Source organism: Mesorhizobium shangrilense (assembly GCF_040537815.1).
Lineage (GTDB): Bacteria > Pseudomonadota > Alphaproteobacteria > Rhizobiales > Rhizobiaceae > Mesorhizobium > Mesorhizobium shangrilense.
On record NZ_JBEWSZ010000001.1, the window covers coordinates 3307303 to 3322888 of the forward strand.

The window sequence follows — 15586 nt, forward strand, 5'->3', positions numbered from 1 at the left end:
CGGCTAACAACCGTTCGCTATATGGGCAAACACGGTTGGAAGCGGCCGACTATTTTATAGCACAGACTATTACCGAGCCAGTTCGCCTATACTCCTGTAGAGAACGTAACTCGCGACGACAAAGATGAGTGCGGCAAACATCCTATTGAGCACGTTCTTGTAAGAAGCGAGGCGTGTTGCCGCGAACATGCCAATCAAGCCGCCGCCAAAGCCGCCAACAATGAACTCGGCTGCCAACTGCCAGTCAACCATTCCGGACAAGGCGTAATTGAAGGCGGTCGCGAGGCCGAAGGCTGTGACAGCGAGCAAGGATGTGCCAATGGCATTGATCGTCGGCATTCCGGTTGCCAGGATCAATCCGGGAACAATGAGGAAGCCGCCACCAATGCCGAAGAAGCCGGAGGCCGCACCGGCGACAACAGCGACTGCAGCTGTCATCGCACACATTTTGGCGTCGACAGGCCGGACTGTCGTCAACGCGCTACGCCGTGGGCGAACCATAAGTCCGCCGACCACCAGCATGAGCAGGCCAAAGAAGAAAAGCAGATGCGTCCCGTTGATCGACTTTCCGAGCGTCGAACCCGCCAGGGCACCTGCAGAGCCCAATGCTGCGAAGACAAGCGCACAACGCCACCAGACGTGGCCCTTCAAGGCGTGGCCTCCGAAGTTCGCAAAAGCGTTGGCGGCCACTGCAAGCGCGCCTGTGCCGATGGCAATGTGTGGCTGGGCGACGCCGACAACATAGAGCAAGAGCGGCGTGGCAAGGATCGATCCGCCGCCGCCGACCAGACCAAGAGTGAAACCGACCAGACCTCCCGAGCCGACAGCAGCAAACAAGCTATCGGTCATGATGCTCTCCCGACAAAGACGCGATCATGGGCAATTATCCCCGCCAGCATAAAGGCTACGAAGGTCAGCGTTGGCGCTAGCCCAAGAGACAACGAAGCTATTGCCGGACCAGGGCAAAACCCGCCCAGGCCCCATCCCAAGCCGAAGATCGCCGAGCCAATGACCAGAGGGGCGTCGATCCGCGAGTTCATTGGCAAATGGAAGCGATCCGCCAGTAGCGGTCGCGACATCCGCCGGATACAGGCCATGCCTCCCATTGCAACCGCAACGGCGCCGCCGAGCACGAAGGCCAGACTCGGATCCCACACGCCAAAAACGTCGAGAAAGCCCTGGACCCGGACAGGATCGAGCATGCCCGACAGCGCCAGACCAAACCCGAAAAGCATGCCCGCGGCCAAAGCGGCGACAGGTTGTAGTTTGCCGTGTTTCACAAGACTGCTCCGCGAAGAAGCGCGACAGCCGCGATGCTGCTCGCAAGGAATGTCAGGACCGCGACGATCGAACGTGGCGATAGCCGGGCTAGCCCCATCACCCCATGACCGCTGGTGCAACCCGAGCCCATTCGGGATCCGAAGCCGACCAGCAATCCCGCAAGCATGACCAACGGCAGCGACGCCGTCACGGTCACGGTCGGCCAGTGACGGAAAGCCGCGAAGTACACCACCGGGCCAAGCAGCAATCCGACGACGAAGGCAGCGTTTGTCCAGGTATTGATGCCTTGGACCGCCCTGCCGACAATCCCGCTTACGCCGGCGATCCTGCCGTTCAGGATCAGCAGGATGACCGATGACAGGCCAACAAGGGCCCCGCCGAGAAGGGATACGAGATAAGAGGTCATGGCCGGCCTTCCGAACAGAAGATCGTGTAAAGTGCCGCAACCAATCGAGCGGCCTTTTCGGCGGTCAGCCGGTAGAAGATCTGTTTCCCGTCCCGCCGCGTTTTCACAATGTCGGCGTCGCGCAACACGGTCAGTTGCTGGGAAAGGTTCGGTTGATGGATGTCGAGCATTTCTTCCAGCTGGCTGACCGAATGCTCCCCTTCGACAAGGGTGCAGACGAGCATCAGCCGCACTGGATGTGCCAGCGTCTTCAACAAAGCCGCCACTTCACCGGCGCGCGATTCCATGGCGGCGGGCGACATGTTCGCGGTATCAGGCTGAGCCTCACTCACCACGCTGCTCCTTGCAATGCATCGAGGGGAAATTTCAGATAGCGCATACCGTTTGCTTCCGGCTCCGGCAGACGCCCCGCCTGAATGTTGACCTGCAGGGCATGCAGGATGAGTTTGGGCATCGGCAGCGTTCGGTCACGCGCCACGCGCAATCCGGCGAAGCCGTCCTCGTCCAGGCCGGCCAGGTGTGCATTGGCGCGCTTCTGTTCGCCGACCGTGCTTTCCCACTTCGGCTCGCGTCCGCCCGGCTGGTAGTCGTGCCCTGTAAACAGGCGGGTTTCGTCCGGAAGTTCCAGGATCCCCTGGATCGATTTCCACAGGATGCGAGCGCCGCCACCGGGGAAATCGGCACGAGCCGTGCCGCTGTCAGGCATGAAGACGGTGTCGTGGACAAAGGCCGCATTGCCGATGACATAGGTGATCGACGCCAGGGTGTGGCCGGGCGAAAACATCACGCGCGCGGCTATGGAACCGACCTTGAAGGTGTCGCCGTCCGAGAACAGCCTGTCCCACTGCGAACCGTCGACACGAAGTTCCGGCCAGTTGTAGATGCCCCGCCACAAGCGCTGGACGTCGGTCACCGGCGCGCCAATCGCGGTTGGGGCGCCCGTCTTCTCCTTCAGATACTGGGCCGCCGAAAGGTGATCGGCATGGGGGTGGGTGTCGAGGATCCATTCGACGGTCAACCCGCTCTCGGCAACATAGGCAAGTATCGCGTCGGCGTTGCGCGTCGTGGTCGCTCCGGACTTCTCGTCGAAATCAAGAACCGGATCGATAATGGCGCATTTTCGGGTATCCGGGTCCGAAACTACATATTGCACACTTCCAGTCCGGGGATCGAAGAACCCCTTCACGTCCGGTCGGAGTTGCCTGTGCGCTTCGAACCATCGCGATGCTGCCGACAGGTCCAGGCCGAGTTTCAAGCCGAGAGCCGCGATATCCACGGATGACATACGGCCATCAAGTGCCTCGCCCAGTACATACAGGGTGACGGCGCGCATGCCGGTCTTGCAATGAGCAAAGACGGGGCCGCCGGCATCGGCCATAGCCGCCTGGAAGGCCCGCACGTCCGCCTCCGTGATGGTCGGCATGGTGAGGGGTATGAAGGTGTAGGAGACATCTGCCTGGCCAGCCGCCTCCCGTTCGGCGGCGTTTCCGGGCTGGGAGGTCTCTTCCCCGTCAGGTCGGGCGTTGATCATTCCTGCAAACCCATGGCCGGCAAGCGACCGGACTTCGGAAATCGAGGGCTGGTGACCGACGGTCAACACGTCATTCACACGGATCATATTCATATCGAGCACCTGGGTTCTAATCAATATTCAATTGCATATAATGTATAATAATGACTGATGCAATGGCCCTCGTAGCGGAACTGCTAGCGGACTCAATTTACCCGCCGAGGTCGTCTGGCAGATGCAGCGAGCCAATCAGCGGCCTGTTGGAAGCCTCGTGGGGCGAGGCCTGTCGATTCTTCACGCTCACTACATGCCGCGCGTCACCGTCCTGGGTGGCAGTGCGGCAGCCTATCTTCACCTATTCGAGAAAAAGCTGCACAGTGGCCGCTCGCCGTCAGCGTCGCGTGCCGGATAAGATCCATGAGTTCCAGATGATTCGGTAGGGACGCCCTAGTCGTGGCCACGGCAGCGGTGCAGCCGTTCATCGAGCCCATCCGCGAGAGGCCAAGGGCAGTCGCGCCGACGGCGCCAAGCGCCACTGCGCCAGCGCCAACCAGCACTCGCCGTCTATTCATCGCCGACGGCCGCCGCGTCGGGCCGAAACGATACCTGGTCCTGACGGCAGATCGCCTGGATAGCGGCGCGGGCCGTCAGGAGGCCACTCGGCAGGCCGCCGCCGGGCTGAGCCCACTGTCCGACCATCGCGAAGTGCTTGAGACCCGACAGAGTTTGCGGCAACGCGCTGAAGCCGGTGTCGGGGGTCATCAGCCAGCCCTCCATGCTCCCCTTCCAGTTGCCGGTGTAGCGGAGAACCGTCGCCGGGGTCGACACGTCGGTGACCTCGATCTCGCCTCGGACACCGGGTAGCCGGCGTTCTAGTACAGCGATGACGGCTTGAGCAATGCGATGCTTCTCCGCCCGGTAGCGTTCCGGGTCGTCGCGGCGCAGGTCTGCCCAGAATGCGAAATTGGGCGTCGGCAGAAAGCAGGTCACCGCGGTCTTGCCCGGCGGCGAGAAGGTTGGGTCGTAATGGAAAACGCGAAACGCCAGGGTCGGAAGGCGAGTCCCGGGATCGACCTCGAACGGGTCGTCAAGAACGAGCGTGAGGTAGCCTGGCTCCCGCGACAGGTCGCGCGCCACGCCAAGCGAAACCTGTAGATAGGACGGAAAGGTTTCGTACTGAGCGAACGCCTTCTCGAAGGCTTTGTCAGGGTACCTGCTGCCGAGCAAGTCATGAATGGTGGCGTGGCTGTCGGCGACCGAGACGACCCGGTCGGCGGGATCGAGCCTCTCGGCAAGCTATTGTTTTTATTGTTCTCTTTCTGCTCCAACTTCCGATTTGTATCACAATAGGTGTCACAATAAGTAGCACATTCACGGCGGTGGACGAAGGACCCGCATAGAGCAACATCCTCACGCGTGTCGGATCACCCTGATGTTCTGTTCCTTTGCCACCCCGGCAGATGGTGCCGTGTTCGCCCTTGCGGACATGGCCGCCCAGCGATAGCGCCCGGCGAAAAGTCAGCCAGCTCTGGACGGGAAAACCATGTTCGATGACCGCACCCCACAGGATCAGCACATTGATCCCGGAATAGGCGCGACCAGTGGCGGCATTGGCCGAAGCCGTGCCCCAGGGCTGCACCCAGGGAACGCGGCCGGCTTCCAGCTCGGCGATGATCTTGTTGGTGATGTCGTCGTAAAGGTTTGCCCGGTCGGCGCCGGCGCGAGCGTTATGATGATGTCTGGACATCGCGGTTCTCCGCGACGGGCGCCGGAGGGCTCTCCTCCAGCCGTCAACCCGTCACGGCAACCCCGGTCCGCACTCTTACTCTAGAGGGGGCATCCGCAGAAGGGATGCGTCGGCGACGAGAGTGCCGACCAGGGGAAGGCTTTTCCTCACGAAATCGAAATCACGTAACACAAGGTTCCCCGGCTTCCGGCTCGACGCCCTTTCCGCTCCGCCCCCTGGCCGCACGACCTCGCATCCGGGTGCGTTCCGACTGCCCAGGCGAGCGCGGCCATAGGAGGACGGCGATCAGGATGCTGAAGCCGTGGCGTCCCAATCCTGCCTGGTGCACTCTTTTTCTCAGGGATGTTCTTCATCTGGCACCTTCGTGCGAGGATGGCTCGCGTTCGAATTAAGCACCCCACCCTAAGGGTCGATTCCTGGTCGGGATCACCAATCTTTTCAATAGCTTGGTGAGTCCCTACCGTACTTTCTGCAAATTAGTACGGCAAGTAGCACTGCGCATTCGCGTGGGTGTGGGCGCTATCGCGCCACTCCGCCGGTGACTCACCTAGGCAGGAACGGCCACCGCTTGCGGCTCGGGCATTGTCCGCCCGGTCATCGGCCGAACGCCTGCCGGATACGAGCCGGCGTGAACGGAAGCTGCCGCAACCTTTGGCCGCAAGCATCGCGGATCGCGTTTGCGAGTGCCGACCCCGCCGGGCCTTGTGCTGCTTCGGCCACGCCGAGGAACGGCGCGCCAGGCCTGTCTATGACCGCGACGTCAAGTCTCTCCGGCACGCTGGAGAACCGCAGGATCGGATAGGACGACCAGTCGAACGAGGTGATGCGCCTGCTATCGAATGTGACCTGCTCAAAAAGCGTCCAGCTGGTGGACTGGATAATGCCTCCTTCGATCTGGTTCCGGATGCCGTCAGGGTTGACGACCTCACCGGTGTCCACCGCGGCACTCACACGGCGGATGCGGACGTCGCCGGCTTCCGGATCGATGAATATCTCCAATGCGATGGCACAATAGGCCTCCAGATTCTTGTATCGGGCAAAACCGAAACCGTAACCGCCCCCGCTGGGAAGCGGCGGACGTCCGCTCCAACCGAAGTCGGCGGCCGCTCTCTCGACCACCGCTCGAGCACGATCTTCCTCAAGAAAACGCAGCCGAAAGTCGACCGGATCCTGCCCCGAGGCACGGGCCAAGTCGTCCATCGTGCTTTCGATCGATAAAACGTTGAGATAGCCGCCCAGTGAGCGCATCGAGGATCCGCGCAGGGGCATCTCGCGCAGGAAATGCGTCACCACCCGTGAATTCGGGAAGCGATAGAGCGGGATCGCGTTGCGGTCGCCGCCACCCTCCGGCTGCGCAATTTCGATGGGCGGAGGCGGCGGGGCTGGATCTCTCTTGTCGCGCGCGGCCAGCAACGTGCCCGGCTCCCCGGGCCGCATCATATGGGACTGGCTCCATACCTCATAATGCCAATCCGTGATGGTTCCCGCATCGCCGACCACCGCGCGCACAGAGGTCACCATGCCGGGTCCGAAGGGCTCCCAGGAGTGCTCCTGCTCACGCATCCATTGCACGCGCACCGGCCGGCCCGGCATAGCCGCCGCTATTAGCGCCGCGTCGGCTCCGACGTCGTCGGCGCCGTTGTGGCCGTAGCAACCGGCTCCTTCCGTGTGGATGCATCGCACTTTGTCGAGCGGCAGCTTCAGCATTCCGGCAATCGCCTGGCGCAGCGGGTAAACACCCTGTGTGTGCGTCCAGACCGTCACCGTTCCGCCGCTCGCTTCGGCGACAGCACAGGACGGGCCGATCGAGCCGTGGGCAAGATAGGGCTTGGCGAAGCGTCCTTCGACGACTTTGCCCGACGCGCCGGGCTTGCCAACGTCAAGGATGACAGTGTCGTGTGAGGGCAGCGCCGTCAGTGCGTCCGCCAGCCTTGCGCTGTCGGGCAATTCGGCCTGTTCGCTCCAGGTCACGAGTGTCGAAAGACGGCGCATTGCCTGGAGGGCCGTCCATTCATCGACAGCCACGACAGCAAGAAAGTTGCGGTCGCGAAGAACCTTCAAGACCCTTGGCATCGCTTCGACAGAGGTGGAATCGAGCTGGATGATCTCGGCCCCGTAGCTCGGCGGCCGGATCATCCGGGCATGCAACATGCCCTGCGGGCGGCGATCCTGGACATAGGCGTCGCCGCCTGTGACCTTGCCCGGGATGTCGACCCTCGGGATCGATCGGTTCATCACGGTGAATTCGGAAGCAGCGGTGAGCTTCGAGGTCGGTTGGGCGTCGACCTCCAGCAATTCGGCGCCAACCAGCTCGCCATAGCCCAGGTGAATGTTGCCCGCCCCGACAACCGCGCCATCGGCCGCATGAAGTCTCTCGGCCGGGACCGACAGTCGACGCGCGGCCTCCTGAATCAGGATCTCGCGCACCTGCGCAGCGGCATTGCGGATCGCGGTGCCGGAATCCTGCATGGAATGGCTGCCTGCGGTGTAGCCCTCGTTGGCGGTCCGGCCGGTATCGGCCGTCACCAGCGCGAGCGCGTCGAACGGGACCTTGAGTTCCTCCGCGGCGATCTGGAGGATCGCGGTCCTGAGGCCCTGGCCGAGTTCGGCCTTGCCGGTCAGGATGGTGACGGCGCCGTTTGCGTCTATGCGAATCCAGGCATTGAGCCGCGGCGTGCCGTCAAGGCTGCCAGGGAGCTTGCGCTCCGGCGCCGCCATATCGCCCTCGCTTGCTGCCGTCTGCGCGCGCGCGCCGGGCAGGCTGAACGCCAGCGTGAGGGCGCCTGTCCCCAAAAGGACGGCACGCCGGGACAGCATGATGCTCATGAGCGACCTCCCGTCCCGACTGGGTTTGCTTGTCCCGCCAGATGGTTGGCCGCGCGGCGGATCGCCCTCAGGATGCGCATATGCGTGCCGCAGCGGCACAGATGCGGCTCCAGTTCCTCGCGGATCTGTCGATCGGAGACCTGCGGATTGCGCTGAAGCAGTGCCTGCGCACGCATCATCATGCCCGGAATGCAGTAGCCGCACTGGGCCGCTTGCTCGTCGATGAAGGCCTGCTGCAGCGCGCTGGGCTTTTCCCTGGTGCCGAGCCCCTCGAGCGTCGTCACAGCACGCCCCTCGACCAGCTCGACCGGCGTGATGCAGGAGAATATTGCCTCACCCTCAACGATGACGGTGCAGGCACCGCATTGGCCGAGGCCGCAACCGAACTTGGCGGCATTGAGTTTCAGCTCATTGCGTAACACGTAGAGGAGCGGCGTGTCTGGGGCTGCCTCGACGGTGTGAGGTGTTCCGTTGATTGTCACGGTGGCCATCATGTCCTCCTCATTTCAACCGGCTGGCCGCCTGTGCGGCACGGGCCTTTCGCAAGGTGGCCTCCAGCGACGGCCACTCGGAGCGCCCGGCGAGGTCGCGGCGCAGATAGCGCGCCAAACTCATGATCTGCCCGTCGGTCATGACAGCGCCAAAGCCCGGCATGACGGGAGCCGTGCTGCTGTTCGTGGCCGGAACGCCGTTGAGGATCAACGTCACCAGATTTTCCGGACCTTCTCCCGATACCACCGTCGACACGCGGAGCGGAACGGCTCCCAGCGGGAGTGTCCGGCCGGAATCATGACAGGAGGCGCAAGCATTGGCGTAGAGCCGCGCCCCGGAATCGGATTGCGCTGGCGGCGTTGCAACCTGAAGGCCGCCTGATTGCGGCATCGACGGCGTGGCGACGGCCGCCGGCTCGGACAGCGATGCGGCAGCGGCCGGTCCAAGCGAAGCGAGATAGGTCGCCATCGCGGCCAGTTCCTGGCGCGGCACCTGGGAGAGATTCTCCGCCACGGCAGCCATCGGCCCTCTGGCCACCCCGTGATCTGGATGGAAGCCCTCTGCGAGGTAAGTTTCCAGCGCATCCGCGGTCCAGGGTATCGGCGCTTTCGAAGTCTTGCCGAGCGCATAGGCGCGCCAACCTTCGACCTCGCCGCCCTCGAACGCGTGCGCTTTCTTTTCCGCCCCCATCAGGTTGCGCGGCGTATGGCAGCCGCCGCAATGACCGAGCCCCTCGACGAGGTATCGCCCGCGGTGCCACCGCTCGTCCTTCGCGGAGTCGGGCTGTAGTTGCCTCTGGTCAAGGAACAGCAGCTTCCAGCCGGCGAGAACGAGCCTGATACTTATGGGGAAAGGAAGCTGGTTGGCGGGCGTCTTGGCGCTCACCGGCTCCCGCGTCATGAAGTAGGCGTAAAGCGCCTTGATGTCTTCGCTGTTCGTCAGCGTGAAGTGGTCGTATGGGAAGGCCGGGTAGAGATGGCGGCCTTGCCGATCGACGCCTTCCCGCATCGCCCGCGCGAACGCTTCCCCCGACCATGAGCCGATCCCGGTTTCCCGATCCGGCGTGATGTTAGTGGAGTAGATGATGCCGAAGGGAGTGGGCATCGCCAGGCCGCCGGCAAAGACGCGGCCGGCTGGAGCCGTATGGCAGCTTCGGCAATCGCCAATGAGAGCCAGTGCCTTTCCCCTGGCCACGATCTCTGGATCGAAGCTGGCTGGCGAGGGTGTTGCGATTGGAGCGATCTCGGAGCGCCATGCATAGGCAAGCGCGGCTCCGCCAGCGAGCACGGCGAAAGCAGCGCCGATGCCGAGGATGATTTTGAGACGCATGATCCGCTGCTCCCTTCGCAACGCAATTGTGCCGGCGAGAACGTCAGGACCCGCGTGTGGGGCGCGGGCCGCGGTTGATATTCGCAAGCTGCAACGCCGTCGCGACGAGGGCGAAGATCAGACCGAGCCCGACCACGCCGGTCCAGCCGCCGAGTTGCCAGGCCGTCGTGCCCCCTGCGGAGCCAAGCGCACCACCAAGGAACATCGCGCCCATCAGGACGGTGTTGAGCCTGGCTCGAGCTTCAGGTCGCAATGCGAAGACGATGTGCTGGTTCGAGACCAGGGCCGACTGCACGGCGAAGTCCAGCAGCACGACACCGACAATCAAGCCTGCAAGCGAGGTCCACACGCCGAAGACGACCCAGGACAGCAATGTCACGATGGCTCCCATCGCGACGATTGGCGCGGGGCCGCGCGCATCGGCGAAGCGGCCGGCCAGCGGCGCGGCGAGGATGCCGACGGCCCCGAGGACGCCGAAAAGCCCAGCGACATCCGCGCCAAGGTGGAAAGGCGGCGCTTGAAGCCGCAACGCGAGCACTGTCCAGAACACGATGAAGGCCGCGAAGACAAACGCCTGGGTGATGGCCGCGAGCCGCAAGGCTGGAAATTCCCGCCAAAGACCGAGGATCGAGCGCAGCAACTTCCCATAGCTGAGGTTAGAGTCAGGAGGCGTGGCCGGCAGGATCAGCCACATCAGCCCGCCCGCGGCAAGCGCCATCGGCGCACCCAGCCAGAACATCTCTCGCCAACCCGCATGGGTTGCCACGAAACCTGCAAGTGTCCGGCTCAAAAGGATGCCTGTCAGAATGCCCGCCAGGACCGTGCCGACGACAGCCCCTCTGCGCTCCGGCGGCGATAGATGCGCGGCCAATGGAACGATCTGCTGAGCGACCGTGGCCGAGAGCCCCACCACGAGAGAGGCGAGGACGACGAGCAAAGCGTTCGGAGCCATTGCGGCCAGCACGAGCGCTATGGCGAGAAAGCCGAACTGCAGAACGATCAGTCGCCGCCGTTCAACGATATCGCCAAGCGGGACGAGCAGAAAAAGTCCGCAGGCATAGCCGAGCTGGGTTGCGGTCGGAACCAGTTCAGTCAGCCGGCCGGGCAGTGCCTCTTCGATCAGGCCGAGCATCGGTTGATTGTAGTAGATGTTCGCGACGGCGATGCCCGCGGCGGTCGCCATGGCATAGATCGCCGACCCTCGCAGCACGGACGGAAGTGCGACGGCGATGGCTTCCTGTCTCATTTGTCGGTCTCTCCTGAAGCAGATCGGCGTTCAGCCGTGGGTGAAATTCGCTAAGGGTTCTTCTGCTACCGCCGCCGTTGGAAGCGTCCGAAGATAGGTCATCGTCGCCGGCCTGGATTGCAGATTTGTCTCGTCGATTGACTGAAATCGCGATGGCGATGGCTTGATCGTGGGATCGCCTGCCGCGGCCGGCGTCCGATGGAGCGCGGCGGTCCTTGATGTGATTGGGAAGGCACAGGGCGTTCTAACCGATCGCCGTCTTTGATGACTGGTGGAAGAGCAGATAGTTCCCCGTCTCGACGCCTTGTTTTTCAAGGTATTTGCCATACAGCACCTGGGGCGCCTCCCATCGCGCGAGCGCCGCATCGACGTCGTCCGGCGACGCGGCGAGTTGATCGGCAAGCGCAATGGCGTTGGCGGCGGCTTTCAACGTGCTGGCGGCCGTATGTGGACGCGGGATCGAGGCAGCGTCGCCGAGGATGACTGCGCGTCCCCACACCATCTGATCCGAGGCGAGATCACGGATTGCCTGAGCGAAGGGCTGTGGCGTCGCCCGCACGACAGCGCGGAACCCGGGCGGGAGAAAAGACTGCGCCTCTCGGTGAATGTGGTCGACCCAGCGATCCGCGAGAAAACCCTCGGGAATTGCATAGCCACGGGATTTTCCGTCGCGGTCGGTCATCACCTCGGCCAGCATCTTGTCGTCGACGACGCGGTACCAGACCCAATTGAAGATCCGGTGGCCGGGACGGACGTCGTTGTCGCCGCCCGGCACGAGATAGCCGAGAATGTGAGAGCCCCTGTTGTTGGCAAAACCGAAATCGCCGTGCAGGGTGTCGCGAGAGACCGGCGGCATATTGTCCTCGGCCAGCAAGCCACGCCAGGCGACGTAGCCGGCGTAGCAAGGCCGCATGTCCGGCCAATATTGACCTCGCACGGTAGAATTGCCGCCGTCCGCGCCGATCAGCAGATCACCGGTTTCCCGGCTGCCGTCGTCAAAAATCGCCGTCACGTTCCCTGCGGCTTCATCCTGTTCGACGCGCAGCAGGGTTTTCGCCCGATGATAGTGCTGTTCGCCGAAGGCGGCTTTCAGGGTTGTATAGATCAGCGACCAGGAGGTCTGCGTTTGCAGCGCGACATGCTTCGACTCGATCGAGCCGTCAGGTCGAAAGACGGTCCGGTATCGCGACTGGACACCGAGGACGGACGTGTCAAGCGTGGCATGAGAGCGGCGGAACACCTCCACAACGTCCGGCTGGAGCACGATGCCGCCACCCCGGCTGTCGAGGTCGCCCGCCGAGCGCTCGAAAACATCGACGTTCCAACCAATGCTGCGCAGCATGTTGCCGGCGAAGAGACCGCCGAGCGAGCCACCAATGACGATGGCGCGACGCGTCCTGGTGGCGGAATTTGTAGTCCGTGAGAGGGCGTCCCACATGTGTCATCTCCTTGCTTGACGACATCAATATGGACGCCCGAGAACGAGGCGATAATCCGACGATGTTCGCGCTCTTCTTTGCGCTGGACGCAAAGATCGACATGATCGAGGGAGGTGCAAAAGGCGATGAGCCGCCAGGTCGCTCAGCGACCGCCTGCCGTATCCCAGTAAGGCGGTGATCCGAAGTGTTCTGCCAGAAAGTCCAGGAAGCAGCTCACCTTGCGCGATCCGCGCCGGCTGGAGAGGTAGAGCGCCCAAATGGCGCCTTCCTCCGCGCCGGGGCTGACGGACCATTCTTCCAGGACCGGCACCAGCCGACCGTCGGAAAGGTCGGGGCCGACCAGCCACGTCGGCATCAAGATCAGCCCCGCACCACCGATCGCCGCTTCCCGCAAAAGCTCCGAACCGCTGGCGCGCAGATTTCCCGAAACGGAGACCCGCTCGCGGGCGCCATCCTTGACCAGAGTCCAAGTGGTTTCGCCCGTGAGATAGTCGAACAGCAGACAATTGTGGCGTGGAAGATCACGCGGAGATACCGGCGCGCCATGTTCCGCAATGTAGTCCGGACTGGCACATATCAGTCGCCTATGCGGCGCCAGCTTGCGAGCAATCAAGCTGGAGGAAGCCAATGCACCCAGGCGAATGGCGATATCGATCCGCTCCTCGACCAGATTCACAACCGTATCCGAAAGCGAGATGTCGAGCCTCATCCCTGGGAAACGTCTGAGAAAGAGCGGAAGAGCCGGTCCAACATGCAGCCGGCCGAAGGCAACCGGCAGGGATATACGCAACACCCCGCTGGGCGGCCCGCCCTGCTCGCTGACGCTGCGATCGGCGTTCTCCATATCGTCGAGAATGCGGCGGGCATCCTCGAGATAGCGCGCCCCGGCATCCGTAAGCGTTACGCTGCGTGTCGATCGGTTCACAAGCAAAGCGCCGAGGGCTTCTTCAAGCAAACTGATTTGCCTCGTCAACGAAGAAGGTGCGAGGCCCATACGGCGAGCGGCGGGCGCAAAGCCGCCATGGTCGGCTACAGCTACGAACGCGCTCAGCGCGGCAAACTTGTCCATCGAACTACCCAAGAGTTTGACTGGTTAGTGCATAGATCATCGGTGTAGCTGCACCGCTGATGACAAAATCGGGGAGGCGTTTGCCCATCGACATGGTCAGTACCGTGTCGAAGACCGGCATTCCGCTGTGCGACAGAAAGGCGGCGAATTCGCCATTGTCCATATGGGTGTCGACCCTGAGGAAAGATCCTGAATGGTCGGCCACATGCGGTCGGACGATCGCCACGGCCTCAGCGTCGCTTTCCGCCACGACCGGCCCCACGACATGGCCCCGCCCGAACGGCCGACAGAGCGCGAAAGCCTTCAGCGTATCTCCCTTGAAAAGACCATAGCCGGCCGAGTGCGCGAAAAGCTTTTCGATGAGCGCCGCCCGCCTGACGCCAAATGCCGCCGCGTCGAGCGCGATCACCGAGGGAATATCTCTAGCGTCCAGGCCTCGGATATCGCCCCGCGTCTCCGTCGATCCGCCCATCGACTGCGCGCGGGCTATGCCCTGGCATTGATAGACCGTCTTTTCGGGCACGAAATCCAGCGAAAGATAGAGCCGCCTTGCCGCCCGGGTTGCATTGAGGCGTAGATCGCGCCCGCCAACCTTATCGAATATCCGCTTCATCAGCCATTGCGCCGCCCCCAGCGTCTGCAGGCGCGGCGAGGTGATGACCATCCCCACGGTCGCGAAATCGGCGCCATGCGCGAACCACATTGCCGAACCGAGAACCCGTCCGATCTCATCGAGCACCACGAAACCTTGTCCCACGTCGCGCAGGAATTGCCAGTCTTCGGCCCGATGCGGCCATCCCACGGACAGGGAGAGCGCGTGCAGCCGGTCCAGTTCGACGCCTTCAAGGTCGCCGACCCGCATCGAGAAGGCATCGATTTTCAAGCTTTCGGATGGCTTCAATTCCATGCCTCTGAAAGATGCCGCGATAGAGGGAGACCCTGCCAACGCTAAACAACCAGACCAATATGATCTGTTCGAAAGCCGCGCACCAACGCAAGATTCAACTGAAACATTTCCGCTTTCGGCATGCAATCGCGAAAGAACGCAGACATGCTTGAGGGTACCTGCCCGGCGAGCCCGGAATGCAAAATCCCAAAATGCCTTGAGGGCTGGAATGGACGTCTTCGACATCCTCGACCGTCTCGTCGCCTTTCCATCGGTGGCCGGCAAACCGAACGGCGACATCGCCGGCTGGATTGAGGCCTACCTCGCGGAACACGGGGCGCAGGTCACTGTGATCCTAGGGCCGGAAGGCGACCGTTCCAATCTTTTCGCGACGATCGGCCCCACTGATATCCCCGGCTACATCCTGTCCGGCCACATGGACGTCGTCCCCGCCGGCGAACCGCAGTGGAACTCGTCCCCTTTTACGATGCGCCGCGAAGGCGAATACCTCTATGGTCGCGGCACCACCGACATGAAGGGGTTTCTTGCCGCTGCGCTGGCGGCTGTGCCCATGCTGGCTGGACTGCGCCTCGCCAGACCGATCCATCTCGCCTTCTCCTACGACGAGGAAGTGGGATGCCGCGGCGTGCCACACCTGATCGCCCGGCTTCCCGATCTTTGCGCAAAACCGCTCGGCGTCATCGTCGGCGAGCCTAGCGGCATGCGCGCCGTGCGCGGCCACAAGGGCAAGGCTGCCGCCCGCGTAACCATCAAAGGGCGCTCCGGCCATTCTTCTCGGCCCGATCTCGGGCTCAACGCCATCCACGCGATGTCCGAAGCGCTGAGCGCGGCCGTGAGCGAAGCCGAGCGGCTGACGCACGGTCCATTCAACTCCGCCTTCGAGCCGGCCTATTCCTCGCTGCAAGCCGGCGTTATCGCAGGAGGACAGTCGGTCAACATCATCCCCGATAGTTGTACGCTGGATCTGGAGGCACGCGCCATACCCGGTGTCGACCCGGCGAGCCTGCTCGCGCCGGTCAGGGCGCAGGTCGAGGCCCTCGCAGCCGACGGCTTTCTTGTCGAGTGGACGCCGATGAGCGCCTACCCAGCGCTGTCGCTGCCGCAAGACGCCGCGCTGGCGGCACTGCTGAGCGAACTGACCGGCGAAGCGCCGCTAGCCGCCGTCAGCTACGGCACCGAAGCCGGGCTCTACCAGGCCGCCGGCCTCGAAGCGATCATCTGCGGCCCAGGCGACATCGGTCGTGCCCACAAGCCGAACGAATATATTCTTGCCAGCGAACTCACTGCTTGCCTGCGGATGATCGAAGCGCTGGGCGCACGTTGCGCGGCTTGAA

General features: G+C 63.1%; 14 protein-coding genes and 1 pseudogene. 1 reads left to right on the plus strand and 14 read right to left on the minus strand.

What is annotated here, in order from left to right:
* Positions 1–69: 69 nt before the first annotated feature.
* The 14 genes and pseudogenes from ABVQ20_RS16250 to ABVQ20_RS16315 all read right to left on the minus strand — a co-directional run bounded on the left by ABVQ20_RS16250 (position 70) and on the right by ABVQ20_RS16315 (position 14252).
* On the minus strand, positions 70–849 hold the full coding sequence (locus ABVQ20_RS16250; RefSeq protein ID WP_354460534.1) for a sulfite exporter TauE/SafE family protein: 780 nt from the start codon (positions 847–849) through the stop codon (positions 70–72).
* Positions 846–1280, minus strand: coding sequence for a DUF6691 family protein (locus ABVQ20_RS16255; RefSeq protein WP_354460535.1), 435 nt, complete (start codon positions 1278–1280; stop codon positions 846–848). Before ABVQ20_RS16255 ends, ABVQ20_RS16250 begins: the two co-directional genes overlap by 4 nt.
* Complete coding sequence (locus ABVQ20_RS16260; protein WP_354460536.1) at positions 1277–1687, minus strand: YeeE/YedE family protein; 411 nt, start codon at positions 1685–1687, stop codon at positions 1277–1279. Before ABVQ20_RS16260 ends, ABVQ20_RS16255 begins: the two co-directional genes overlap by 4 nt.
* On the minus strand, positions 1684–1989 hold the full coding sequence (bigR, locus tag ABVQ20_RS16265) for a sulfite-sensing transcriptional repressor BigR (RefSeq protein WP_354462190.1): 306 nt from the start codon (positions 1987–1989) through the stop codon (positions 1684–1686). Before bigR ends, ABVQ20_RS16260 begins: the two co-directional genes overlap by 4 nt.
* A 26-nt stretch (positions 1990–2015) precedes the next feature.
* A complete protein-coding gene (gene blh / locus ABVQ20_RS16270) occupies positions 2016–3311 on the minus strand; it encodes a bifunctional sulfur transferase/dioxygenase Blh (RefSeq protein ID WP_354460537.1) in 1296 nt (431 codons plus the stop codon).
* 450 nt (positions 3312–3761) lie between these two features.
* Complete coding sequence (locus ABVQ20_RS16275; protein ID WP_354460538.1) at positions 3762–4424, minus strand: phytoene desaturase family protein; 663 nt, start codon at positions 4422–4424, stop codon at positions 3762–3764.
* A gap of 235 nt (positions 4425–4659) precedes the next feature.
* Positions 4660–4944, minus strand: a pseudogene (locus ABVQ20_RS16280) (ArdC-like ssDNA-binding domain-containing protein); the annotation flags it as partial.
* 594 nt (positions 4945–5538) lie between these two features.
* The gene (locus ABVQ20_RS16285) at positions 5539–7770 is read right to left on the minus strand and encodes a xanthine dehydrogenase family protein molybdopterin-binding subunit (RefSeq protein WP_354460539.1); all 2232 of its coding nucleotides are present in this window, start codon (positions 7768–7770) and stop codon (positions 5539–5541) included.
* The gene (locus tag ABVQ20_RS16290; protein ID WP_354460540.1) at positions 7767–8261 is read right to left on the minus strand and encodes a (2Fe-2S)-binding protein; all 495 of its coding nucleotides are present in this window, start codon (positions 8259–8261) and stop codon (positions 7767–7769) included. The genes ABVQ20_RS16285 and ABVQ20_RS16290 overlap by 4 nt, the downstream gene beginning before the upstream one ends.
* 10 nt (positions 8262–8271) lie before the next feature.
* Positions 8272–9591: a c-type cytochrome gene (locus ABVQ20_RS16295; RefSeq protein ID WP_354460541.1), complete on the minus strand. Its 1320-nt coding sequence runs from the start codon at positions 9589–9591 to the stop codon at positions 8272–8274.
* Between the two features lie 43 nt (positions 9592–9634).
* On the minus strand, positions 9635–10837 hold the full coding sequence (locus ABVQ20_RS16300; protein WP_354460542.1) for an MFS transporter: 1203 nt from the start codon (positions 10835–10837) through the stop codon (positions 9635–9637).
* A 244-nt stretch (positions 10838–11081) separates the two neighbouring features.
* A complete protein-coding gene (locus tag ABVQ20_RS16305; protein WP_354460543.1) occupies positions 11082–12275 on the minus strand; it encodes an FAD binding domain-containing protein in 1194 nt (397 codons plus the stop codon).
* Between the two features lie 143 nt (positions 12276–12418).
* Complete coding sequence (locus tag ABVQ20_RS16310; protein ID WP_354460544.1) at positions 12419–13345, minus strand: LysR family transcriptional regulator; 927 nt, start codon at positions 13343–13345, stop codon at positions 12419–12421.
* A 4-nt stretch (positions 13346–13349) separates the two neighbouring features.
* Complete coding sequence (locus ABVQ20_RS16315; RefSeq protein ID WP_354460545.1) at positions 13350–14252, minus strand: GNAT family N-acetyltransferase; 903 nt, start codon at positions 14250–14252, stop codon at positions 13350–13352.
* Between the two features lie 208 nt (positions 14253–14460).
* Between ABVQ20_RS16315 and argE the strand changes: the two genes are divergently transcribed.
* A complete protein-coding gene (argE, locus tag ABVQ20_RS16320; protein ID WP_354460546.1) occupies positions 14461–15585 on the plus strand; it encodes an acetylornithine deacetylase in 1125 nt (374 codons plus the stop codon).
* The last annotated feature ends 1 nt before the right edge of the window (position 15586 follow it).

Bases quoted from the DNA above. Each gene is read 5' to 3' on its own strand.
- ABVQ20_RS16290 (WP_354460540.1), bottom strand. From the start codon at position 8,261: ATGGCCACCGTGACAATCAACGGAACACCTCACACCGTCGAGGCAGCC.
- ABVQ20_RS16285 (WP_354460539.1), bottom strand. From the start codon at position 7,770: ATGAGCATCATGCTGTCCCGGCGTGCCGTCCTTTTGGGGACAGGCGCC.
- ABVQ20_RS16260 (WP_354460536.1), bottom strand. From the start codon at position 1,687: ATGACCTCTTATCTCGTATCCCTTCTCGGCGGGGCCCTTGTTGGCCTG.
- ABVQ20_RS16300 (WP_354460542.1), bottom strand. From the start codon at position 10,837: ATGAGACAGGAAGCCATCGCCGTCGCACTTCCGTCCGTGCTGCGAGGG.
- blh (WP_354460537.1), bottom strand. From the start codon at position 3,311: ATGAATATGATCCGTGTGAATGACGTGTTGACCGTCGGTCACCAGCCC.
- ABVQ20_RS16250 (WP_354460534.1), bottom strand. From the start codon at position 849: ATGACCGATAGCTTGTTTGCTGCTGTCGGCTCGGGAGGTCTGGTCGGT.
- ABVQ20_RS16315 (WP_354460545.1), bottom strand. From the start codon at position 14,252: ATGGAATTGAAGCCATCCGAAAGCTTGAAAATCGATGCCTTCTCGATG.
- ABVQ20_RS16305 (WP_354460543.1), bottom strand. From the start codon at position 12,275: ATGTGGGACGCCCTCTCACGGACTACAAATTCCGCCACCAGGACGCGT.
- ABVQ20_RS16295 (WP_354460541.1), bottom strand. From the start codon at position 9,591: ATGCGTCTCAAAATCATCCTCGGCATCGGCGCTGCTTTCGCCGTGCTC.
- argE (WP_354460546.1), top strand. From the start codon at position 14,461: ATGGACGTCTTCGACATCCTCGACCGTCTCGTCGCCTTTCCATCGGTG.
- ABVQ20_RS16310 (WP_354460544.1), bottom strand. From the start codon at position 13,345: ATGGACAAGTTTGCCGCGCTGAGCGCGTTCGTAGCTGTAGCCGACCAT.
- bigR (WP_354462190.1), bottom strand. From the start codon at position 1,989: ATGTCGCCCGCCGCCATGGAATCGCGCGCCGGTGAAGTGGCGGCTTTG.